This is a genomic window from Gloeocapsopsis crepidinum LEGE 06123, assembly GCF_015207655.1.
Lineage (GTDB): Bacteria > Cyanobacteriota > Cyanobacteriia > Cyanobacteriales > Chroococcidiopsidaceae > Gloeocapsopsis > Gloeocapsopsis crepidinum.
Map to the genome: position 1 here is coordinate 17879 of NZ_JADEWN010000057.1, position 23821 is coordinate 41699.

Sequence of the window (23821 nt, forward strand, 5' to 3'; positions counted from 1 at the left end):
CCGTTTTTTAGAATTATGAATATAGTTAACTCAAAACTCAAAACTATCTTTATCAAGTATGTCAAATGAGCAATTAGATTCAGGGTTTACACTGATAGAAGTTATTGTAGTTACCTTAGTTATTGGAATTTTATCGGCGATCGCAGTACCATCTTGGTTAGGTTTTGTGAATCGTCAACGGATAAGTGCTGTCAACGAATCAATTTTACGAACTTTACAAAACGCCCAGCAAGAAGCTAGAAAGCAAAAAATTAGTTATAGTGTCAGCTTTAGAACTAACAATCAAATTCCTCAAGTCGCAATTCATCCTATGGGTACTACACCAAGTAATACAGATTGGAAACCATTGACTGAAGACTTAGGAATTAACCCCCAACAAATTCTGCTAGGAACTAATTTAAATGGTGACAGCATTGCGAATACTGCCATAACTTATGCAGCAAATACAACACAAACAATTAGTTTTGATTTCAGAGGTAACTTACCACGCGATGCTAGTTTTAGCGAAACTAATCCTTTAATTGTTACTGTAGCCCAACCTGGTAATAATTCCACACAACCTCTAGCAGGAACAAGACGATGTGTAGTCGTCAGAACTCTTCTGGGAGCAATGCAAATAGGTAGAGAAGACCAGTGTAACGCTGGTAGCAGCTAAGACTGTTTGTCAAATCTCTTAGGGGAAACGTTTGCATACGTGGCGTCAGACTGACGTGGAGTTGAGGAAGACAATCAACATAAATTTTTACTAATCACTTAGCTCTCTCTTGCTCAAGTGACTACTGACGCTTGCTCTATGAGCACATGGCATTAGCCGACTCTAATTCTCTACTTAAAAGCGTTTGGCAAGTGTGAACTTTAGCTAACGTTATGTATTATTACATTAATCAAGTCTCAGATCCTTATCAAAAGTAAACAAATTGCTCAGTGACATGATATTGATATTAGAGCAGCTTAATCTCTAACTGTCACTTAACAATCATTCATTATGGGTTTTGCAGATGTATCCATTGCAGAATTAGCAACGGACTACAACCTCACAGTAGAAGAAGTATTTTCTTTGTGCGATCGGCTGGGTATTGCTTATAAGTCCTCTAAGACTCGTCTACCCTTGGAGGATGCCAAAGCAATTATCTCTCACGTAATCGAGAAGAATAACTCAGATTCTCAAGGGGAGGCTAGTTCATGACATCGAGTCAGAACCTAAAATCAAGCAGTCGGAATTTCGCCTTCGCTGTGAGTGAGAGTACAAGAAGGGATTGAGTTACCACGATAAAGCTGTGTTGAGGTCGAAATTTTTAAGAGGAAACAATGTTTAAAAGATTCATCGGGCTTGCGGTGGCTACTATATTGTTGACATTCGGATTGATTGTTAACAATGCAGCCGCAGTGGAACTAAGCGAAGCAGTGCGAACAGTACCGCTGAATGATCAAGGTGATACCACTGTGCTGAGCCTCAAACAAGTCCAAGAAGGTAAACGCTTATTTAACTTTGCTTGTGCGCAGTGTCACGCAGGAGGTGTAACTAAGACAAACCAAAACGTCGGGCTTGACCCTGAAACTCTTGCTTTAGCAACACCACCCCGCAACAATATTGAGGGACTTGTGGATTATATGCACAATCCCACCACCTACGATGGTGAAGAAGAAATTGCGGAGTTGCATCCTAGCACTAAGAGTGCAGATATTTACCCAGCAATGCGCAATCTTACCGAAGATGACTTAGTGGCGATCGCAGGTCATGTGCTGTTGCAACCAAAAATTGTTGGCGATCGCTGGGGCGGCGGCAAGATTTACTACTAAACTCTTGTCAACAAGCGATTAGCTTTTAGCAATTAGCTTTTAGCGCAACCCTGAATAGTTAGCCAACTAGATCAAACCTAAGAGCTAATTGCTTTTCTGTTATTTAGACAGTGAAAGTCAGCAGATTTAAATTTTTCCTACGAGTATCTCGATTTCTAGCCAATAATCTTACATTAATCGTGTTTCAAGCTTAAATAAATGTTAAGTACAAGCTGTGTGCGCCGTCTAGTTATATTTTTGTCTATCGTTGTCGTTTCGTTGTTACAGATGACTCCCTCAGCAACTGCTGCGGCTATCGACCCTTATCTTGCACGATATCTACGGCTTACAGAACCAATTGCTCTTGAAGTGGATGAACAAGGCACTACTCGCGATTTTTCCCTCGAAGAAATATCTCAAGGCAAAGTGCTGTTTGAAAACAACTGCTTAAACTGTCATGTAGGTGGTGCTACTCTTCCAGATCCTCAAACATCGCTTGCACTAGACAAGCTCAAAGGAGCAAACCCTCCAAGAGATAATGTCGGCAATCTCGTTGCTTTTCTTCGCCAACCGATGGTTTACGATGGCTCAGAAGAAACATACTGGTGTCGCCAAGTACCTGAATCTTGGATGACTCAGGAGGAAGTAGAAAGCTTAGCTGCGTTTGTCCTCACAGCAGCACAGAAGGCTAGAGGATGGGGTACAGAAAGCTTTTAACTGAATTTTCCTGATTTTTTTTAATAATAAAAAATGTATCTATGACAACTCGTCGTACTTGGTGTTTGTTTTTATTTAAAATTAAATAGCGACAATAAACTTCTTTGGAGAAAACTATGAAATCTATTGCTGCAACTTTGCGGCGCTTTGGTACAGTTGTCTTAGCACTCGTACTCGTTGTTGGTAGCTTTGCGTTCTTTGCTCCTACAGCAGCAGCTGAAACTTACCAAGTCAAACTAGGTTCTGATAAAGGAATGTTAGTTTTCGATCCGGCAAAACTCACAATCAAGCCTGGTGACACAGTTGAATGGATAAACAACAAAGTACCTCCCCATAACGTTGTCTTCGATGCAGCTAATAATCCTACTAAGAGTGCAGATTTAGCGAAAGGTCTGTCTCACAAGCAGTTGCTCATGACTCCTGGTCAACAAGTTAAGACTACCTTCCCAGAAGATGCACCCGCAGGTGACTACACCTACTACTGCGAACCCCACCGTGGTGCTGGGATGATTGGCAAAATTACCGTTGAAGGCTAATTATGCTGCTTGCGTGTTCAGTGGCATAAATTAACCTTGTACAGAGCATCGCTGTTGATGCCTCAAGAGTCATATAATAAACTCTTGGGGCATTTTGATTAGCTGAACCAAGCCTGACGAGGAATGTCTTGAAAAAATTACTATTGCTTGTCGTGCTAGCGATCGCTATTTCAATTTTTGGGACAACGCACGCCGCTATAGCAGACGAAACAACCAACGGTGCTAGGATTTTTCAAAATTACTGTTGGGCGTGTCACATGGGCGGTGGTAACGTGATTATTGCCTACAAAACCTTGAAGTTACCAGCCCTAGAAAAATACAAGATGAACTCAATGGTTGCGATTGTTAATCAAGTCCGCAACGGTAAAAGTGCTATGCCCGCTTTTCGAGGTCGATTGAGCGATCGCGAAATTCAAGATGTGGCAGCGTATGTTCTGCTCAAAGCTGATATAGGATGGTAAAGAAACTAGCCTAATGATGCTCTATACGTTGACTTATATAATCCAGATCGCTCTGAAAATAGGGAGCAATACCTTAATTAATTATTGGAAAGTTGAACCTGGGGCACTTGCTGATTCAGTTTTCCAGTTTTAATCGAGCCTTCGTCTCTCTTGTTTGGGCTAGAAATGCATCGAGAAGCGGCTTGCCAAACTGGATTAATGGTTGCACGATTTCCTTGCCCGCCGTTTCTGGTGTGCCTGCATTGAAAGGTGGCTCAGGTGTGTATTCCATCATCAATTGAGTCATTTTCGCGATCTCTTCACCGCAAAGCAAACCCAATAGCGTTAAGCCAAAATCAATTCCTGATGTGACACCAGCTCCTGTCACTCGATTACGATCAATCACAACCCGTTGAGGAATCACTTCGACCCCCAGCATTACCAGTTGATCTCGAAATGCCCAATGGCAAGTTGCTTTGTAGCCTTGCAGCAAACCAGCCGCCGCCAAGACCATTGAACCTGTACATACGCTTGTCACATATTGAGCAGAGATTGACTGTTGTTGCAGGAATGACAAGATTTCAGCATCTTTCACGATCGCAGTCTGCCCGATACCACCACCTGGTACACAAATCACGTCCAAAGGAGGGCAATCCGCAAGCATGACGGTTGGTATAAGGGTCAAGCCTTCGTTAGTGGCGATTGGTGTCAATGTTTTCCAGATTAAATGTAGTTGTGTGTTGGGTGGAAATGCTAGAACTTGATAAGCTCCCATCACGTCGAGTTGAACCACACCTGGATAAATAAGAAAGCCAATTTGCAGTTGGGTCATGGTCTACAGTTGCTTGAGATTTCCAATTGTGGAACGATTGTAGGGAAAGTCAGTTGCTGCGACTAGTCCTCAAGTGGGTACACTTCAACACATGGATCATTCTCTTCACCATTTATTTCAAGCAATCGCTACGGCACCCACTGAACAAGCGTTACGGTTTAGATTTATGGATGGTGTTAGCGGATACTTTGGAGTACAACGTTGGGGAATTTATCTTCTGGACGTAGAGAACCGCCCAGCTAGTATTGATGTCAAGGGCGTTTCAGATACGTTCGTTGAACAGTATCAAAAGTTTGGGAAATTCGTTGATCCAGTTTTACAATATGTTGTAAGATATCATGCTCCAGCCCATGAGGAGTTAGTTTTGCCAAAGGGAACTTGGAAGCAGAGTGAATTGTACAAAAGATGTTGTTCTATATGCGATCATGAGCATATTATGACTGGTCCAATTGTTGGGCAAGGACAGTTAATCGGTACAGTGAACTTTGCTCGAATTGGCAATACTCCTGCATTTAATCAACTTGATTTGGCTAGTTTTGGCGCAGTTTGCACGCATTTTTCTGCACGTCTTGCTGAGTTGCGCAAACAACCTTCAGTCATTCCGAATCCACTTTTTAAACGTCTCACACCTAGAGAAATTCAAATTGCTAAGCTCGTTGCTAAAGGTCTGACCAATGCAGAAATCGGTGCAGAGTTATGGATAACACAAAATTCTGTTAAACAAGCCCTAAAGCGCATTTTTCGGAAATTGGAAGTTTCTACTCGGACAGAAATGGTGGCAAAATTGCGCGATCTTCTTCAATCATGAAAGAAACTGGGCAAATGGTGCAAGATTGCCAGTCGATGAAGCGAACAGTTAAGACTTGATGGGCTTGCCAAGGTTATCTGCTACTGCTTAAGGTCACTAGACCGCAAGCCCTCAGTTGGATATTAGCTTAAACTTGCTAGTAAGGCGTTTAGAAGTAACCTTGCACAGTCAAGGAGTTGTAACGACAATTTATAACTACAATTGGCTATTGTAGCTGTCGTTTAGTCATGGAATACGAATCGGATGAAGCACAGCGTCTTATCAATCTTCGCAAACACGGGATTGATCTTACCGATGTCCCCACTGTATTTGATGGCGATATTTTGACTGTTGAGGATAATCGCTACAACTATGGAGAGCAGCGGTTTGTCACATTTGGTTTGTTGCAAGGGCGAGTGATTGCCGTTGTCCATACAGAGCGTAATAATTGTACCCGTATTATTTCTGCAAGAAAGGCAACGAAATATGAACAACGAGTCTACTTCGAGCAACTCTCAAACTGACTGGCAGCGCCTAGATGCCATGACGGATGAAGATATTGGTTTATCAGACTGTCCAGAGATTACGCCGGAAATGTTTGCAAAAGCAGTAGTGCGGCGTGTACCTAGTGCAACTAAAACTCAAGTTACACTCCGCATTGATAGCGATGTATTAGAGTGGTTTAAGTCTCAAGGGCGGGGCTATCAAACACAAATTAATCAATTACTACGAGCTTACATGGAAGCGCATCAGTAGCCACTAGCCGTTAGTTACTTGCTCTTGGATAATTGCCAAAACTAGCCACTAGTTAGAAGATATAAATTAAAAAATTGGTTATTGTGATTGCCAGTTTCTCACAACAAATTGCATGGTTCCTATTCGAGATAACAATCCTACGTCAATTACGCCTTATGTTACCTACGGGCTAATTGCTGCAAACGTTCTTGCTTTCTTGTACGAAGCAAGTTTGCCTCCACAACAACTTGATGCCTTTTTCCATTTAGCTGCAATTGTACCGCGTGAGTTGTCCGCCAGCTTTGCTGGAATTCCGGTAAATCAGCCTGTACCAGAGTGGGCGACGTTAATTACATCGCAGTTCCTCCACGGTGGTCTTTTGCATTTAGGAGGTAATATGCTGTTTTTATGGATTTTTGGCAATAATGTAGAAGATCGTTTAGGACATTTCAAGTTTTTGTTTTTCTACCTAGCTTGCGGTGTTTTAGCAGGCTTAGCCCAGTGGTTCTTTTCACAAGGTTCGACAGTTCCTTCTTTGGGTGCAAGTGGCGCGATCGCAGGTGTCATGGGAGCCTATATTATCCGCTTCCCAAAAGCTGAAGTATTAACGTTAATTCCTTTAGGATTTTACTTTCCTGCCGTGCGCCTTCCGGCATTTTATTTTCTCGGTTTCTGGTTTCTCCAACAAGCTATTTATGGAGTTGCGAGTTTAGAAGCCCGCACAAATATCGGTATGGAAAGCGGTGGTATTGCTTACTGGGCACACGCTGGTGGTTTCGTGTTTGGAGCAATTTTAGGTCCAGTATTAGGCTTATTTAAAGGCGATTCGCAGCAAGAATATCTCTAAACACAGAATGTAAAGGGAAACCGTTTTCCTTTTACTTCTGTAAGCAAATTTTGATAAAAAATTACATAGGATAGTTTTAAAACTTAGTAACTATCGCCACTTCTTCGGATAGACAACACCCCAATTGTCTAATTCTTGCATCTCAAACAGTATTAACATTAAAGCTACATACTCGCAAACAACACGGAGTTTAGCTTTTAGTTATCATGAATAACTAGTGGTGGTAAAGAGGCAGACGATACATTAGCATTTGTATTTGACGAATAGGAAGCAAATCTGTGGTACCACTGCGAGATAATAACCCAACATCAATCACGCCCTATGTGACTTATGCGATAGTTGGGGCAAATATATTCATTTTTCTATATCAAATAACGCTGTCACCGCAAGAACTACAAGCATTTTTCAATCGTGCAGCAGTAGTGCCATGTCAACTATCAACAACCTGTCCTGTTCCTGTGGATCAAGGAATACCAGAATGGTTAACTCTAGTGACATCACAATTTTTGCACGGCGGTCTCCTGCATTTAGGAGGCAATATGTTGTTTTTGTGGGTTTTTGGTAATAATATTGAAGACCGTTTAGGTCATCTCAAATTTTTCATTTTTTATATCAGTTGTGGCGTTTTAGCTGCATTGGCGCAGTGGTTTTTCTCTCAAAATTCCGGTACTCCAATGGTGGGTGCGAGTGGTGCGATCGCAGGCATAATGGGTGCATACATTCTCCGCTTTCCTAAAGCCCAAGTGTTGACTTTAGTGCCTTTAGGCTTTTTCATTACAACATTCCGCCTTCCTGCCTATTTCTTCCTCGGATTTTGGTTTATTCAGCAAGCATTTTATGGTTTAGTTAGCTTGCCTGCACGCACAAATGTTGGCATGGAAGGCGGCGGTGTTGCTTACTGGGCGCACGCTGGAGGTTTTGTTTTTGGAGCAATTTTAGGTCCAATGTTAGGTTTAATGCGGCGCGATTAACTCAATATTGCGCACAGCTAGGAAACAGAGGAGAAATTGGTTGTATTTCTCGATCAGAGAAAGGTATGACCTGTTATGATATGCAATACCTTCAGATGAATGTAAATCGCACAAAGCAAATTGCTAGCATTGTAGAAAAACGCCGTCCTTTAGCAGAAAAAATTGCGGCAGCAGTAGCAAATCTAGAAAAGCTTTCTCAAGCACTACGCGATCTTGAAGCGCATCGCCAGCAGATCCTCACGCAAGTAGATGATGTGAATAGCTGGGGACGTTTACAGGAAATCGATCTATCGTCGATACAGAGTAACATTGTCGCAGAATTACAAGCGCTAGCACAGCTCAAGCAACGTTTTGCGCGGAATACTCTTAATATTGGTGTAGTTGGACGCGCTCGACAAGGTAAGAGTCGATTACTGCAAAGTTTGACAGGACTGACCGCTGGGGAAATTCCTGATGGCGATCGCCAACACTGTACAGGTGTGCGTAGTACGATTCACCATAATCCAAGTATGGATGTTTATGGCGAAGTGTGGTTTCATTCAGAGCGATCGTTTTTAGATGAAGTAATTGCGCCTTACTATGAACAGTTACGTCTAGGCGCTAAACCAATTACCTTAACTGAATTTACCAAGTCTCCATTACCACCTTTACCCCGCGAACTTCCTGGCTATGCTGAACCAGGGGCAATGTATGAACATTTAGGACGGTATCACACCCATGCTGACAAGTACCGTCATTTACTGCGATCGCCTTCTCCACAAAGAATCTCAAGATCGGAAATTCGCGAATATGTCGCCCAAGATACGACTGATGGTCAGCGCGTGTTTTTTAATTATCTCGCAGTTCGCGAAGTGAAAATTGTTTGTACTTTCCCACATGCGGATGTCGGACAAATTGCCTTAGTTGATATGCCAGGCTTGGGCGATACTGGCGTTGGTGATGCCGAACGACTCGTTAAAACGCTGGGAAACGATGTCGATGTCGTCTTATTTGTGCGAATGCCAAAATCTTCTGGTGACTACTGGGCGGATGTTGATGTGCGGTTGTATGATACTGCACGCGCTGCATTAGTTGACTTACCACTCGAATTGTGGTCATTTATGGTGCTGAATCGCACTGATGCTAACTCGAAAAACGGCGATAACTCAAATAACTGTCAAGATTTAGCCGATACGCTAGCTGAAAAACACTTGAAAGTGGTTGATTGTGTCATTGCTAATTGTGCTGATTCCGTTGCTACAAATCAAGTTTTAGATCAAATTCTCGACTATTTGGCAGCACATATTACAACTTTAGATCAGCAGTATGCTACATCATGTCAAGAGCGATTAAATAGACTTCAGCAGACAGTAAACCTTGAGTTAGAGAAAGCTCATAAAGCTTTAGCGCAGGTAACGACAGGTGATAGCTGGTTTCCTTTGTTTGTTGAGTTGTTTGAGCAATTGTGGAATGAACTAACAAGTGGTTTAGAAGCACTGCTACGACATCTTAAAGCACAACGCAATGAACAGAATATTGATTTTAAACAACAAGTAGCCGCAGCAATTGCAGCGTGTCGTCAGGATACAGGAATTCCTGAACTTGAACAAATTGAAAAACGGCGCGATCGCACAGGTGGTTATCCTAATGCTTACTATCAATACTTGCATGAAATTCGTGCCCATCTATCACAGCATTTTTTAGCTTTGGATGTTGGTTTGCAGCGATCGCTTATACGGGTAAAATCGCAAGTTGCAGATGTGTTAATTCATCAAGGGCGTTTGGGTGGCATCACACCTGCAACAGGGGTAGAATTTCTCCAGGAAGTTGCCCAACAACTACCCGAATCTTTACCGACGCTACGATTGGGGTTTCAAATTTTGGCTGAATTTGAGATTTCCTATCGGGGATTGATTCAGCACCGGATTCGCAAGCATTTGGATGGGTTAACTCCTGATGAAACAACGCTGCAACTTTCTAAATCACCCACTGCGAAAGAAATTTTCTCTAACTTGAAAACACTTCATGCAGAAGCTGTATACGGTTGCGAAACAGCGTTAGAAGACTTACTGAGTGAACCAAGTTTAGCTGCATTTGCGATTGTTGAAGAGTTTGTCGATCGCATTCTCCGTGCTGAAGGTGCAAAATCAGAGTGGCGGATCTTTTTGGAAGAAGTTAGGGCGCAAGTTTGGCAAACAGAATTTACTGCATTAGGCGATCGCACGCGACTGCGGCGTGAATGGTTGGAAGCGATTGCGCAAGCTACCGCAGCAAATCAATCGAATGCTATGCAATTTTTGAATTAAAGTCAGGGCGATCGAATGCACGAAATTAAGATTACTATGTTAGGTCCTAGTGGGGTGGGTAAGACGACATTACTCACGGCAATTTATGAGCAGTTTGAAAGTAATATTGGTAAAACAAATTTACAACTGACTCCCGATGAAGAAAGTTCTGCGATTCTGCAAGAAAGGTTAGTGGAACTGAAAACTTTACTTGACGATTTTGAAGCATCTGGGGGAATTCAAGGTACAGAGGGCGAACCTGAAGAGTTGCGATCGTTTATCTTTGGTTTAGGGCAAAAAGGACAAAAACCTTCTTTACAATTACATTTTCAAGATTACCCTGGTGGATATCATGCTGCAAAAGCAACACCAGAAAAACGGCAATTTGTCAAGGATTTACTGACTGATTGTGTTGCAGTTCTGATTGCAATTGACGCACCTGCTTTGATGGAACAAAACGGCAAATGGCATGAATTTATTAATCGCCCGCAGCAAATGACTGATTTATTTAAAACTGCGTATCAAGATTTAGATTCACCGCGATTAGTGATATTTGCACCAGTTAAATGTGAAAAGTACATCCAAACTGAAGCCTCGGCTAAAGAACTTTTGCAGCGAGTTAAAGAAGGATACAGCCGCTTAATTGACTTGTTTAATTCAGCGAATTTACTACCTAAAGTTGCTGTAGTCGTTAATCCTGTGCAAACAGTAGGCAGTGTTGTTTTTTCTAGAATAGATAATAATAGTAGCACTCCGCATTTTCGCTTTCGTAAAATTAGTCATGATGCTGTCTATAATCCTCAAGATAGCGAACAACCATTGCGGTATTTACTGCGGTTTATTTTAAAGTTACATATCGATACGCGATCGCGTAGTTGGGGCTTATTTAGTTTTCTTCGCGATTGGCTAGGAAGAGATTATCATCTCAAGCAAGCGGTTAGTCAATTTGCTAGTGAATGTAAAACAAATAATGGCTTTGCCTTACTGCAAGGAGAAGAATTATTAAAAATTAGCTAGGGCGCGTACAAATTCGGATTTTATGAGCTATGAATATTTATGTCCAAAGTCGCGGTGATGCTCCAGATGATGATTATTGCTGGCAGCCGGAAGTACCATACACTCTTAAAAAACATCGCATTAATGAATTGATTCAGAGTGAATCGCCATCAGTTATTTTAGCTCGTTTTGATGGGAATCTACTCTTACTCGTCACCGGTTTAGAATCAAGTGAAAGAAAAGATTTTCAAGGACGTACTATCCGTAATTCTGTTGCTTGGGTAGGTGAAGATACAGAATCAAACGAAATAAAGTTACGCGCGATCGCTGCCTGTGCTTTACGCGACGAATTGCGAGAAAATTTAAGAGCAGAAATTGACCATGCTATCACTTTTGGTGGTGATTGCGGTTTTCAAGTGAATTTTGATTCACTAACTCATTTAGCTATTGAAGAAGTTATTAATGTTTATAATTTTCCGGCTAATTTAGACAAAAAACTTGGTAAAAATTCAAAACAGCAACGTGATGAACTAGCATACGAACTCGAACAACATATATTACCCAGCGAAAATGCTCCTTTGCTAGTCGTTACAGGGATTAAATCTGAATCAACTTTAATTCAAGCCGGAGTTTGGCGAGGATTATCTAGTCTTGTGCAAGCAGGAGGTTGGAAAGATCCTTATAAAAAAAGTTATACGTCCGCACAAACAACTACGAACAGTTACCAGAAAAATCAGAAAAACAATAACTTAGTTTTACTGATTTTATTACTTGTAGGAATAGCGATCGCTATCTTACTTTTACTTCTAATTGCTGAAGCCAACTTACAGTCACAACCAGAACTTAAACCAACTTCTCAATATATTTCTTATAGATTAAACAAATCGGCTATTCTAAGCATGAATTACTGATGCCCTTCGACTAAAATCAGTGCTACTCAAGCAAAGTGAACCTTCGTACTCTAAAGTAAGATTTTAATAGTACGTCCACGCAGGTGAAAAAGTTTATTTAATAGTGTATAAAAGGATGAAAAAATGTTATTAGAACTCAAAAAAATAAGTGTTCCGCCAGGACAACATGTGTTACTTCATGAAGTCAGTTGGCAGGAGTTTGAGCTGATTTTAGATGAATTAGGAGAACATCGCTCAGCGCGAGTTGCTTATGACAATGGGACTTTGGAGATTATGACGCCCCTACCAGAACACGAGGCTATCAAAGAAATTATTGGCGATTTAGTTAAAGCTCTATTAGAAGAATTAGATATTGAATTTTTAACGCTTGGCTCTACAACGTATAAAAATCAGGCAATGCTTAAAGGTATTGAACCAGATCAATGCTTTTATATTCAAAATGAGCTAGCAATTCGTGGTAAGAAGCGACTTGATTTAACTGTCGATCCTCCACCTGATTTGGCGCTAGAAATTGATATTACCTCGCGGACGCATCCAAACATTTATCAAGCACTTGGAGTTCCTGAACTTTGGCGTTTTGAGCAAGGTAAACTCCAAATTAATTTGCTACAAGCTGATAAATATGTTGTATCCACAAACAGTCTTATCTTTCCAAAAATACCTCTAGTTGAGGCAATTCCTCAATATTTAGAGCAAAGTAGAACTGCGGGTAGAAATACGACAATGAAAGCTTTTCGCCAGTGGGTCAGAGAACTTGCGGGCGATAGTTAATAAAATCCCCTTACCATTCATTCAGATTCTCCTATGTTTTCATTGGTGCAGCTAGCACTTTATCAACGCGATTACCGTCCATATCAACAACTTCAATTCGCAGTCCTTGCCATTCAAAATAGTCAGAAGCTGTGGGAATGCGCCCAAGATGGGTAATCACAAAACCACCTAAAGTTTGATAACTCCCGCGATGTTCTGTAGAAACTTCTTTAATTGCAAAAAGTTCAAAAAATTCATCAATTGATAACATACCATCCAGCAACCAAGAACCATCTTCTCGTTGTACGGCTTGGGGTTCTTCCTGCTCATCATCAGGAACATCACCAACGATTTCTACAAGAATATCATTGAGTGTCACTAATCCTTGAATTACTCCGTATTCATCAACAACAAGGGCAATATGCGTCCCAGTTTGCTTAAACATTTCTAAAATTTTCAACCCGCGCGTACTTTCTGGGACAAATACCGGCTGACGCAGCGAAACAGTTAGATCTAAGGGTTGATTCGACAAGCAACGGGCGAGTAAGTCACTAACAGGCACAATTCCTAAAACGTTATCTAATCCTCCTTGACATACAGGAAAACGCGAGTGACCGCCATTGATAATTCTATGGCGATTTGCTTCAAGGGAGTCTTCCAAGTCAAGCCAAACAATCTCTGGACGGGGCGTCATCAACGCACTCACAGGGCGATCGCCTAGCCCAAAGACACGTTCAACCATATCTTGTTCAGCCGCTTCAAAGGTTCCCGCCTCAGTTCCTTGTTCGATTAGAACTTTAATTTCTTCTTCGGTCACTAACGGTTCAGTCGAGGGACCAATTCCTAAGATGCGTAAGACAAAATCAGTAGAAGCACTCAAAAAATAAACAGCTGGAGAAACGATCGCCGCGATTGTACGCATAGGCATTGCAATATTTGCAGCAATTCGTTCGGGGCTATTTAATGCTAGGCGCTTCGGCACAAGTTCGCCGATAATCAGTGAAAGATATGTAATGGTCAAAACCACGATACCTAATGCGATCGCTTGACTATACGGCGCAAGCACAGGAATTTGCTGGAGATAATTTGCGAGATTTCCGGCGATCGTCGCACCACCAAAAGCACCTGTAAGAACCCCAATTAGTGTAATTCCCACTTGTACAGTTGATAGAAAGTTATTTGGCGACTCGGCAAGCTTTAATGCCGCTCGTGCTTTAGCATTACCTTCATTTGCTAATTGTTGCAACCGTGCCTTACGTGATGAGACAACCGCTATTTCTGACATAGCAAATATGCCATTAGCGACGATCAGCAGAAAAATAATGAGAATTTCAACGTTCATGGAGGAGATTAACTAGGGGCGAGGGGCGTTAGCGAAGCGGGACGAAGTCCGGGGCGAGGGGCGAGGGAATAGAAATGTCATTATTATCTCTGAGTTATTAAGTCGTGGGAAGAGAAAACTGGTCAACATCTAAGCTGACTTAAGATTCTGGTTATACCAATTTTCACAAATTATATATTCTCAATTCTCCTCTACTCCCTCTGCTGCCTAGATGTCGCAACTCTAAAGCGGAAACGGTATAAGTAGGGGAATCCAACCTTTAATAACTAAATATCATCGCGTCAGGGACTCTAAAATAGTCAAGGAACCTATTTTCTAGCACCTTGTTAGGCAGAAGACATCAATAAGACAGCGGAAGCTATGGCATTTTTTTCCATTGTTCGTGCTTTGGGGCGATCGCCGCTCACAACAGAAATTTTAGCTAAACTTGAGCGACAGCGCGTCTGTCGTTTAAACGGCATTCCTCGCCTTCCTAAAGGATTGGTGGCTTCAGCTTTGGCACAAGAGGCGCAATCGCATCTTTTGGTTGTGTGTTCCACCCTTGAAGAAGCCGGACGCTGGACAGCACAGCTTGAAGCAATGGGCTGGCAAACAACGCACTTTTATCCGACTTCTGAAGCTTCTCCCTACGAACCTTTTGACCCTGAAACAGAAATGACGTGGGGACAAATGCAGGTTTTGGCAGATTTGGTGAAGAATCGGGGCGATGCTAGCTTCTCAAAGATGGCAATCATCGCGACGCAGGCGGCGCTACAACCACATTTACCACCCCTAGAGGCATTTCAGCCGTACTGTTTGAATGTTACGCAAGGGATGGAGTTAGATCTGAATGCTTTTGGTGACAAACTGGCGCAATTAGGCTATGAACGAGTACCGCTAGTAGAAACTGAAGGGCAATGGAGTCGGCGCGGAGATATTGTCGATGTGTTTCCTGTCGCTTCCGAGTTACCAGTACGTTTAGAGTGGTTTGGGGACGAAATTGAGCAAATTCGCGAATTTGACCCAGCAACGCAGCGATCGCGCAGTTCTAATGGCAGCGCTTTGGATAAAATCGATTCTCTGATACTCACTCCGACAACTTTTGCTCCGATTATCGTCTCCTCTCTTGCTGACAAGAAGCAACAAGTCAGCGCTTATTTATCACCAGAAGAACAAGAGCAATTTGAGACAAATCAAACTCTAGAAGGTAGTCGTCGTTTCTTAGGTTTAGCCTTTGACAAGCCCGCATCTTTACTTGATTACTTACCCGAAAACACGCTAATTGCCATTGATGAAATTGAACAATGTCAAGCACATAGCGATCGCGCTTTAGAAAACGCCGAGGAACAACACGCCGCACTCAGTCATCTACCGCGCATTCATCGTGCTTTTGAAGACTCTTTAGCAACCGCCAGCAATTTCCGACAACTCCATCTCTCAGAACTTGTCATTGAAACAGATCTTACCTCACCCCTCAACGCCAGTTTGCTCAACGGAGGACACCTCCGCACGCAACTGGCTCCCCCTCAATCCTCACCCCTCAATCTAGCAAGTCGCCCTGTACCAGTGTCACCGCATCAATTTGGCAAGATTGCTGAAACGATTCGCACTGAACGCGATCGCGGTTTTTCAGTATGGTTAGTTTCGGCGCAGCCTTCTAGATCTGTTTCCTTATTACAAGAACACGATTGTCCTGCACAGTTTATTCCTAATCCCCGTGACTTTCAAGCGATTGATAAGCTACAGATATCACATACGCCGGTAGGTTTGAAGTATTCGGGCTTAGCAGAACTCGAAGGCTTTATTTTACCAACGTTCCGACTCGCAGTCGTGACAGATCGCGAGTTTTTCGGTCAGCATACTTTAGCAACGCCAAGTTATGTTCGCAAGCGCCGTCAAGCTGCATCGAAGCAAGTTGATTTAAACAAGCTGCGTCCTGGCGATTATGTTGTCCATCGCAATCATGGTGTTGGGAAGTTTCTCAAACTCGAAAGCTTAACGCTGAATAAAGAAACCCGCGAATACATTGTTATTCAGTATGCTGATGGCTTACTGCGCGTCGCTGCCGATCAACTCGGATCGTTATCGCGATTTCGCAGTACAACTGAATCGCCCCCAGAATTAAACAAGATGACGGGGAAAGCCTGGGCGAATACTAAAAATCGCGTTCGCAAGGCAATTAAGAAATTAGCAGTAGATTTACTCAAACTCTATGCAGCGCGATCGCAACAACAAGGTTTGGCGTATCCCTCCGATCAACCTTGGCAAGAAGAACTTGAAGACTCATTCCCTTATCAACCAACAACAGATCAGTTAAAAGCGGTACAAGACGTTAAACGCGATATGGAAAGCGATCGCCCGATGGATCGTCTGGTTTGTGGTGATGTCGGTTTCGGGAAAACTGAAGTAGCAATCCGCGCCATCTTTAAAGCTGTCACTGCAGGTAAACAAGTCGCCCTACTTGCGCCTACGACGATTCTCACACAGCAGCACTACCACACCATCAAAGAACGTTTTGCACCTTACCCGATTCAAGTGGGTTTACTCAACCGCTTCCGTACCGCCGAAGAACGCCGCGATATTCAACGCCGCCTTACTACAGGAGAATTAGATGTCGTTGTTGGTACGCATCAGCTATTAGGTAAAGGCGTAAACTTCCGTGATTTAGGTCTACTCGTGGTAGACGAAGAACAGCGCTTTGGTGTCAATCAAAAAGAGAAAATCAAATCACTTAAAACGCAAGTTGATGTTTTAACTCTCAGTGCAACTCCCATACCGCGCACTTTATATATGTCGCTGTCGGGAATTCGCGAGATGAGTTTGATTACCACACCACCTCCAACTCGTCGTCCGATTAAAACGCATTTAGCACCATATGATTCAGAATCGGTACGTAGTGCAATTCGCCAAGAACTCGATCGCGGCGGACAAGTTTTTTACGTCGTCCCGCGTGTTGATGGTATTGAAGAAACTGCGGCAAATCTGCGGGAAATGATTCCAGGAGGTAGAATTGCGATCGCCCACGGACAAATGGATGAAGGCGAACTTGAATCGACAATGCTCACGTTTAGCAACGGTGACGCAGATATTTTAGTTTGTACCACAATTATTGAATCGGGATTAGATATTCCTAGAGTTAACACGATTTTGATTGAAGATGCCCACCGTTTTGGCTTATCGCAACTTTATCAGCTACGCGGTCGTGTCGGTCGTGCAGGAATACAAGCCCATGCCTGGTTATTTTACCCGAAGCAACGCGCCTTATCCGATGCAGCACGGCAACGTTTACGCGCGATTCAAGAATTTACGCAACTCGGTTCAGGTTATCAACTGGCAATGCGCGATATGGAAATTCGCGGTGTCGGTAATTTACTCGGTGCAGAACAGTCAGGGCAAATGGATGCGATCGGTTTTGATCTTTACATGGAAATGCTCGAAGAAGCAATCCGCGAGATTCGCGGACAAGAAATTCCCAGTGTTGATGATACGCAAATTGATCTAAATCTCACCGCATTTATTCCCGCAGATTATATCGCCGATATGGATCAAAAGATGAGTGCATATCGTGCTGTCGCCGCTGCAAAAACGAAAGAAGAATTAACACAAATAGCCGCCGAGTGGAGCGATCGCTACGGTACGATTCCTAGTGGTGCAAATCAATTACTGCGCGTGATGGAACTCAAGCAAGTTGCTAAATCCTTAGGATTCAGTCGCATTAAACCGGAAGGAAAGCAACACGTGATTTTAGAAACTCCAATGGAAGAACCCGCGTGGAACTTACTTGCAGCAAATTTACCCGAAAGTTTGCGATCGCGTTTTGTCTATTCGCCTGGTAAAGTTACCGTACGCGGTTTGGGTGTCCTCAGCGCTCATCAACAACTCGAAAACCTGATTGATTTCTTGAGTAAAATGCAAGGCGCACTTCCCGAACCTGTACTTACATAAATTGTTGCAGCTTGAGAGCTATCTTCTTGACTTATCATTGGCAAGCCGAGATTATTAAAACTAATTCTCATTAGAATAACCTGTAATCTCCTCATCTCTCATGAGCCTCGACTTAACTACGCAAGAAGTACATGAAATCTGGATGGAAGCTGAGCAACATTGCCCCCCTGTAACTTCCGTTGATTGCTTAGAAACAATTTGTACCGTGCCATTGCAGTTGGGCAGTGGCTATGTGCGAGAGATAGAGCTATATCCAGGTTTGGAACTATGTATTTTTAATGAAACCTACAACGATATAACGCAGCGAGTACCAGAGAATAGTCACTTTGTGCAGTTTGCAGTGTACTTGTCAGGAGTAATAGATGACGATTTAGTATCGATCAATGGAGAACAAAGTTATGTGGGTGGCAGCGGTATTCAGCGAAGCCATCAGATGTTTAGACCACAGTTTCAACCTCATGTTGGAGTTGATATCCATATGCAGCCACACTTGCTGAGGCAATTTTTTGCAACACCGACAGGGCAGTTACCAACCGAACTAAAACCATTGGTGCGAGGAGACGATTGGCAACAAGTATTTTCGCCTAAAACTACAGCAGCAATGCGATTAGTGGCGCAGCAGATCATCGACTGTCCATTTTTGGGAACAACTAAGCGGGTGTATTTGCAGGGCAAAGTGTTTGAGTTGATGGCACTTCAGCTTGAGGGCGTTGTGGATAATTCTGCTATGAGAAGGTTGCGCCAGCAACAGACAGCATCAGCCCTCAAACCCAGCACGATCGCCCGAATTTATCATGCAGCAGAAATTTTGCGCTCGCATCTAGAACATCCCCCTTCACAAATTGAACTCGCGCAGCAAGTAGGAGTTGGTCATTGTACGCTGCATAAAGGGTTTCGCTCGCTGTTTGGAGTCACGCCTTTTGCTTATCTCACTCAGCAGCGGATGGAACAGGCTGAACGCTTGTTACGGGAACCTGACTCTACAGTGGCAGAAGTAGCAAATCGTGTCGGCTATGCAAACCCCGCTCAGTTTGCCGCAGCGTTTAAGCGTCACTTTGGGATCACTCCCAGCGATTGCATCCGTGGCAAAAAATTGCTTTTTGAATCAAAAAATCCTTAAAAATAGAATCTTGGGGTGATGGTGTAGGTTTGGAGTAGATTTGGCGATCGCCTTCTGTTTAAACTCAGTTCTACATAAATAAGAACTCTTTGCAATTGAGAGAGCCGAGTGAACTGGGTGAGGACGAATATGGCGATGAGTCAGGTTTGGGTAACGGTTCAATGCGTATTGGCACTAAGCTTGTTGGGTGCTGCAATCAATATAGAAATACCAGCCAGGGCGCAGGAAGTACCACAGTTAAGTGAAGAACAACCTGCAACTACTGTCGAAGCCTCACCGGTGCAAATTACTGGAGTACGGGTAGAGACGACCGAGGCGGGTTTGCAAGTGGTGCTAGAAACAGCAAACGCTTTGGAAGTTCCTGAAACTCGAATCGTCGGCAACACTCTAATTGCAGAGATTCCGAATGCGGCGATCGCTCAAGAGTTTTTGCAAATAGACCCGATTGAGGGCATTGCTTTGGTGCGTGTGACAAGTTTGCCAGATAGTCAAGTGCAAGTAGCGATTACAGGAACCGATGCACCACCTCTCGTTGAGGTAACAACAGAAGCTCAAGGGTTAGTATTAGCGGTAACACCGGATGCTGCTGAAGCCGTGGCAGAAGATGATGTGATTGAGATTGTCGTAACAGGACAAGATGAGGGCTATAACCCGTCAAGTGCTTCAACTGCAACGCGAACAGATACACCGCTACAAGATATTCCCGCTTCCATTCAGGTAATTCCTCAACAAGTAACTGAAGATCAGGGTGTAACAGGGTTACAAGATGCAGTGCGAAATAATGTACCTGGTATTTCAGTGGCTCGTGACTACGGTGGATTTGGTGCAGGTAGCTTTATTATTCGAGGATTTGAGCAACCTTCTAATTTTAGAAACGGATTTCGCTTCAATGGGACTAACATTGTAGATCTTTCTAACGTTGAGCGAATTGAGGTGTTGCGCGGTCCCGCTTCTATCCTGTTCGGACAGTTACAACCAGGGGGTATTGTTAATGTAGTGACGGAACAGCCTTTACGTGAGCCAACTTATACGGTGGAATTCACAGCTGGGCAATTTAGCTTTTACCGTCCAGAAATTGATTTTTCAGGTCCATTAACAGAGAATGGCGAATTGCTATATCGCTTAAATGCCGTGTATCAAAACTCTGGAAGTTTTCGGGATTTCGTTAATACAGAACGTGTTTTTATCGCCCCAAATTTACAGTGGAATATCAATGAGAACACAACCCTAAATCTTGATTTTTCTTACTTGTATAATGATCCCGTCTTTGATCGTGGTTTGGTAGCACTGAGTGATGGTTCTCTACCGCTACCAATTAACCGATTCCTCAGTTACCCATCTTTGGAAGGGGTTTATGTTGAAAGGTATGAAGCAGGTTACAGATTAGAGCATCGGTTTAGTGAAGACTGGCAGATTCGTAATGGATTTTTTCTATCTTCCAATTATGAGGGAGGAAGTAATGCTGAATTTGGTAGTCCTTTTGCTCTAATCGATGATCGATTTATCAGTAGAGGCTATGAAGAATATGATTCCTTTACAGAGGAATACAGACTTCAGACAGATATTATTGGAAACTTTAGAACAGGCTCAATTGAACATGAGGTACTAGTTGGATTTGATTTGGGTCGATCTACATTCAATTATCGTGAGAACACAGCTAGTCTGCCACCGATTGACATTTTCGACCCAAACTACACTGTTTCCAGACCAGACACATTACCCAACTCGTTTTCTCTGGTAACGTTCACAGATAATTTAGGAATTTATTTACAGGATCAAGTTTCTCTGCTAGATAACTTGATTGTAGTCATTGGTGGTCGAATTGACTTTACTGATCAGAGAAATTATTCTTCTGGATCGCAGACCAATCAATCAGACACAGCATTCAGCCCCCGCATTGGAGTTGTTTATCAACCAATTGAACCAATTTCTCTCTATGCCAGCTTTAGCCAATCTTTTAATCCTGTTGTTGGGCGATCGCAAGATAACTCAGCTTTTGAGCCAGAGCAAGGAACTCAGTACGAAATTGGCATTAGAGCAGAGATTACTAACAATCTCTCTGCAACATTAGCTGCTTTTGACATCACCAAAAGCAATGTACTGACAACAGACTTAGATAATCCAGATTTCTCGATTCAAATTGGAAAGCAACAAAGCCAAGGCGTTGAATTTACCCTTGCAGGTGAAATTTTGCCAGGATGGAACATCATTGCGGGTTATGCCTACACGGATGCACGAGTCATAGAAGATAATCGTGTCCCAGAAGGAGATTTTTTGAGCAACGTGCCCAGAAATTCAGCAAACCTTTGGACAACTTATGAGATTCAAAGAGGCGATTTTCAAGGATTAGGCTTTGGATTAGGTCTGGTGTATGTAGATGAGCGACAAGGTGAATTTCCTAACAGCAATTTTCAACTTCCTAATTATGTGCGTGCTGATGCAGCTTTGTTTTATAGACGAGATAACTGGAGGGCTGCTATTAATGTGCAAAACCTTTTTGATGTGGAATATTACGAGGTTAGTCAAGGTAGAGACTTTTCTGTTTATCCAGGCGCACCTTTTAACGTTAGAATGTCGCTCTCTTTCACATTTTAGATTTGAAGTATCCAGTATTAGTAGCTAAAGATGTAGTGCTTTTGGAGTTTCACTAGGAGATGAGAAAACTGAAATTGCCGAGAATTTTCAATTGGTTAAATCATTGGTTGCAATTATCTATACTGTCAATTTTAGTATTTCTTATTGTTTCATCATGTAGTGGTCATCAACATCAACTTACAACATCGAACTTTAATCAACAAGCGAATACTGATAAGTGCCGCATGATTCAACATGCATTGGGGGAAGTTTGCGTACCAAACAATCCTCAGCGTGTTGTTACTTTAGGTAGACCTTCCTTGGGAAACGCACTGGCTCTTGGTGTAAAACCAATTGGTAGCAGCTTCGACCTTGAGAGAAGAGACGAATTTTCTCCCTATTTAAAAGATAAAGCAAAAGGGGTAGAGCCAGTAGGAGATCAAAATCAGCCAAGTTTAGAAAAGCTACTGTTGCTTAAACCTGGTTTAATTATAAGCTGGCAACCTATTGAAACTGTTTACCCTAAACTTTCAGAAATTGCTCCTACTACGCCATATGATTGGCATGGCAAAGATGACTGGGATAGCAATAAAGAACTGAAAGGAATTTGGCGTGACTACTTCAATTTCATGGCTGAAGCACTAAATCAAGAAAAAGCTAAACAACAAGCTTGGGAGCATTATTACCAGAGGATTGAAGAACTTAAATCTGCTTTAGGCGATCGCTATCAAGATAAAACAATTTCCCTCGTTAACTTTTGCTGTGGTGAAATATTTAGTGATGTGAAGAATTCATTCCCTGGCTCCATACTTAATGATATAGGGCTAAAACGTCCGGAAGCTCAAAACACTACTGCTCCTCTGGGATTTATCACGTTTTCAGAAGAAACCTTTGATAAAGCCGACGGGGATATTTTATTTGTGTACAATTCCTACGATGGTGAATCGCACTTACAAAGGCTTAAAAACAATCCTCTTTGGAGTAAACTCAAAGCTGTTCAACAAAATCGTGTTTATTTTGTCGATGTCTCAGTTTGGCGCAATAGCGACATGATTGCTGCTAATGCAGTGATTGATGACCTTTACAAGTACCTCGTCAGTTCTTCTTAAACTGATGCAGAAACTCAGCTTGTTTATCTGCCAATTCTACCACCGCTTTGAAGAACAACTTAGTTCAATGATGCTGAGGCGATAAGTGATTACAATGCTAATATTCTGTTTAAATGATGATAACAAGTCGCTATCCTAAAATTTTATGAGCTTCATCGGGTTAGTGGTAGATACTCAACGCGGTCTTGGTATTCATCCTCAAACGATGCACCTGCAATTATAATTAACTCTTCAACGGTTTGTCCAATGCTTTGAGATAAATTGATTGTGATAATTCCTGGCACATGGCGACCCGCAGCCAAATGGTCAGTCAAATGCCTCGGCATTGATTTACGATTATTTGTCACTAAAACAAACTTATTAATTTCACACCAAATCAAGATGTCTGGGTCTAGAGTGCCTTTAGGCGGTGCATCCAAATCCCCAATCATCCGCACAACTAACTCAGGTTCGCGTCGTACAAGTTGAAAGCGATATACCGGATTAAGATGCTCATCTAAGAGGAGGTCTGAAAAGTAAAAAAGCTCTCGTTACAATAACCTGTCAATAGCAAAAAATGACAGAGAACGAGAGTCATGGGTCAATCATATCGTACCGATCTCACAGATGAACAATGGGAATTACTGAGGAAGTTGATTCCACCAGCTAAAGTAGGCGGTCGTCCTCGTAGCGTAAATATGAGAGCAGTCATAAATGGAATTTTTTATGTACTTGTAGCGGGATGCGCTTGGTCATTATTGCCTCATGACTTCCCCAAGTGGAAAACGGTATATCACTATTTCCGGCAGTGGCGTTTAGATGGGGATTGGGAAAGGATTCACGAGCAGTTAAGACAATGGATGCGAGCTACCTGTAACCGTCATCCTAGTCCTTCGGCAGCAATCTTGGATAGCCAATCTGTCGAAACTGCCACCATGATTCATTTAGGTGTTGGCTATGATGCAGGCAAACAAGTCAAAGGTCGTAAACGTCATATTTTGGTTGATACTTTAGGCTTGTTAATGGTCGTGGTTGTCACCGCCGCTAACTTGCCAGAAAGAGAAGGCGCCAAATTAATCTTACCTGAGTTCGGGTTAAGCAGATGGAGGTAAAGCCCATTCTAAGTGAAGGGAGGGCTTTTTGGGCTGATGACAATAAGCAATCAAACCACAGAGGACATTAACACCAAAATTGACGGGACTACGATG

22 protein-coding genes and 2 pseudogenes are annotated in these 23821 nt (G+C 42.6%); 20 read left to right on the forward strand and 4 right to left on the reverse strand.

Translation table 11 applies throughout. The features are described 5' to 3' along the window. Positions 1-58: 58 nt before the first annotated feature. The 6 genes from IQ230_RS19575 to petJ all read left to right on the forward strand — a co-directional run bounded on the left by IQ230_RS19575 (position 59) and on the right by petJ (position 3493). Complete coding sequence (locus tag IQ230_RS19575) at positions 59-655, forward strand: pilus assembly FimT family protein (protein ID WP_193933932.1); 597 nt, start codon at positions 59-61, stop codon at positions 653-655. A gap of 330 nt (positions 656-985) precedes the next feature. Then, positions 986-1186, forward strand: coding sequence for a translation initiation factor IF-2 (locus IQ230_RS19580; protein WP_193933933.1), 201 nt, complete (start codon positions 986-988; stop codon positions 1184-1186). 122 nt (positions 1187-1308) lie between these two features. Then, positions 1309-1800, forward strand: coding sequence for a photosystem II cytochrome c-550 (psbV, locus tag IQ230_RS19585; RefSeq protein WP_193933934.1), 492 nt, complete (start codon positions 1309-1311; stop codon positions 1798-1800). Positions 1801-1998: 198 nt separating this feature from the next. Beyond that, positions 1999-2496 carry a photosystem II cytochrome PsbV2 gene (gene psbV2, locus IQ230_RS19590; RefSeq protein ID WP_193933935.1) on the forward strand — a complete coding sequence of 166 codons (498 nt, stop codon included), beginning with the start codon at positions 1999-2001 and terminating at the stop codon, positions 2494-2496. A gap of 116 nt (positions 2497-2612) precedes the next feature. Beyond that, positions 2613-3032 (forward strand): plastocyanin, encoded by a 420-nt coding sequence (gene petE / locus IQ230_RS19595; protein ID WP_193933936.1) that lies wholly within the window; start codon positions 2613-2615, stop codon positions 3030-3032. Positions 3033-3160: 128 nt separating this feature from the next. Then, complete coding sequence (petJ, locus tag IQ230_RS19600) at positions 3161-3493, forward strand: cytochrome c6 PetJ (RefSeq protein WP_193933937.1); 333 nt, start codon at positions 3161-3163, stop codon at positions 3491-3493. A 115-nt stretch (positions 3494-3608) separates the two neighbouring features. On the opposite strand, the gene IQ230_RS19605 is transcribed toward petJ, so the two are convergent. Next, positions 3609-4304: a DJ-1/PfpI family protein gene (locus tag IQ230_RS19605; protein ID WP_193933938.1), complete on the reverse strand. Its 696-nt coding sequence runs from the start codon at positions 4302-4304 to the stop codon at positions 3609-3611. 91 nt (positions 4305-4395) lie between these two features. On the opposite strand from IQ230_RS19605, the gene IQ230_RS19610 reads away from it, so the two are divergent. From IQ230_RS19610 to IQ230_RS19650, 9 genes are all read left to right on the forward strand, one after another. Beyond that, positions 4396-5112: a LuxR C-terminal-related transcriptional regulator gene (locus IQ230_RS19610; protein WP_193933939.1), complete on the forward strand. Its 717-nt coding sequence runs from the start codon at positions 4396-4398 to the stop codon at positions 5110-5112. Positions 5113-5339: 227 nt separating this feature from the next. Next, the gene (locus tag IQ230_RS19615; protein ID WP_193933940.1) at positions 5340-5615 is read left to right on the forward strand and encodes a BrnT family toxin; all 276 of its coding nucleotides are present in this window, start codon (positions 5340-5342) and stop codon (positions 5613-5615) included. Further along, complete coding sequence (locus IQ230_RS19620; RefSeq protein WP_193933941.1) at positions 5578-5847, forward strand: BrnA antitoxin family protein; 270 nt, start codon at positions 5578-5580, stop codon at positions 5845-5847. Before IQ230_RS19615 ends, IQ230_RS19620 begins: the two co-directional genes overlap by 38 nt. 112 nt (positions 5848-5959) lie before the next feature. Beyond that, entirely contained in the window at positions 5960-6673 is a 714-nt protein-coding gene (locus IQ230_RS19625) for a rhomboid family intramembrane serine protease (RefSeq protein ID WP_193933942.1), read from the forward strand. A gap of 278 nt (positions 6674-6951) precedes the next feature. After that, a complete protein-coding gene (locus IQ230_RS19630; RefSeq protein WP_193933943.1) occupies positions 6952-7644 on the forward strand; it encodes a rhomboid family intramembrane serine protease in 693 nt (230 codons plus the stop codon). A 65-nt stretch (positions 7645-7709) separates the two neighbouring features. Further along, positions 7710-9929, forward strand: a complete 2220-nt coding sequence (locus tag IQ230_RS19635) for a GTPase family protein (protein WP_228055159.1) — start codon at positions 7710-7712, stop codon at positions 9927-9929. A gap of 15 nt (positions 9930-9944) precedes the next feature. After that, positions 9945-10925, forward strand: coding sequence for a Rab family GTPase (locus IQ230_RS19640; RefSeq protein ID WP_193933944.1), 981 nt, complete (start codon positions 9945-9947; stop codon positions 10923-10925). Between the two features lie 29 nt (positions 10926-10954). Next, positions 10955-11815 (forward strand): hypothetical protein, encoded by an 861-nt coding sequence (locus IQ230_RS19645; RefSeq protein WP_193933945.1) that lies wholly within the window; start codon positions 10955-10957, stop codon positions 11813-11815. A gap of 123 nt (positions 11816-11938) precedes the next feature. After that, entirely contained in the window at positions 11939-12586 is a 648-nt protein-coding gene (locus IQ230_RS19650; RefSeq protein ID WP_193933946.1) for a Uma2 family endonuclease, read from the forward strand. A 31-nt stretch (positions 12587-12617) separates the two neighbouring features. Here IQ230_RS19650 and IQ230_RS19655 read toward each other — a convergent pair whose 3' ends face one another. Continuing rightward, complete coding sequence (locus tag IQ230_RS19655) at positions 12618-13916, reverse strand: hemolysin family protein (protein WP_193933954.1); 1299 nt, start codon at positions 13914-13916, stop codon at positions 12618-12620. 351 nt (positions 13917-14267) lie between these two features. On the opposite strand from IQ230_RS19655, the gene mfd reads away from it, so the two are divergent. From mfd to IQ230_RS19675, 4 genes are all read left to right on the forward strand, one after another. After that, positions 14268-17831 (forward strand): transcription-repair coupling factor, encoded by a 3564-nt coding sequence (mfd, locus tag IQ230_RS19660; protein WP_193933947.1) that lies wholly within the window; start codon positions 14268-14270, stop codon positions 17829-17831. Positions 17832-17931: 100 nt separating this feature from the next. Then, the gene (locus IQ230_RS19665; protein WP_193933948.1) at positions 17932-18951 is read left to right on the forward strand and encodes a helix-turn-helix transcriptional regulator; all 1020 of its coding nucleotides are present in this window, start codon (positions 17932-17934) and stop codon (positions 18949-18951) included. 129 nt (positions 18952-19080) lie between these two features. Next, positions 19081-21546: a TonB-dependent siderophore receptor gene (locus IQ230_RS19670; protein WP_193933949.1), complete on the forward strand. Its 2466-nt coding sequence runs from the start codon at positions 19081-19083 to the stop codon at positions 21544-21546. Between the two features lie 224 nt (positions 21547-21770). Beyond that, positions 21771-22634: an iron-siderophore ABC transporter substrate-binding protein gene (locus IQ230_RS19675; RefSeq protein WP_228055161.1), complete on the forward strand. Its 864-nt coding sequence runs from the start codon at positions 21771-21773 to the stop codon at positions 22632-22634. 152 nt (positions 22635-22786) lie between these two features. Here IQ230_RS19675 and IQ230_RS19680 read toward each other — a convergent pair whose 3' ends face one another. Further along, positions 22787-23065, reverse strand: coding sequence for a hypothetical protein (locus IQ230_RS19680; protein WP_339384100.1), 279 nt, complete (start codon positions 23063-23065; stop codon positions 22787-22789). 144 nt (positions 23066-23209) lie between these two features. On the opposite strand from IQ230_RS19680, the pseudogene IQ230_RS19685 reads away from it, so the two are divergent. After that, a pseudogene (locus IQ230_RS19685) lies at positions 23210-23695 on the forward strand (IS5 family transposase); the annotation flags it as partial. Positions 23696-23707: 12 nt separating this feature from the next. On the opposite strand, the pseudogene IQ230_RS27755 reads toward IQ230_RS19685, so the two are convergent. Then, positions 23708-23821 (reverse strand): annotated as a pseudogene (locus IQ230_RS27755) (IS982 family transposase); the annotation flags it as partial.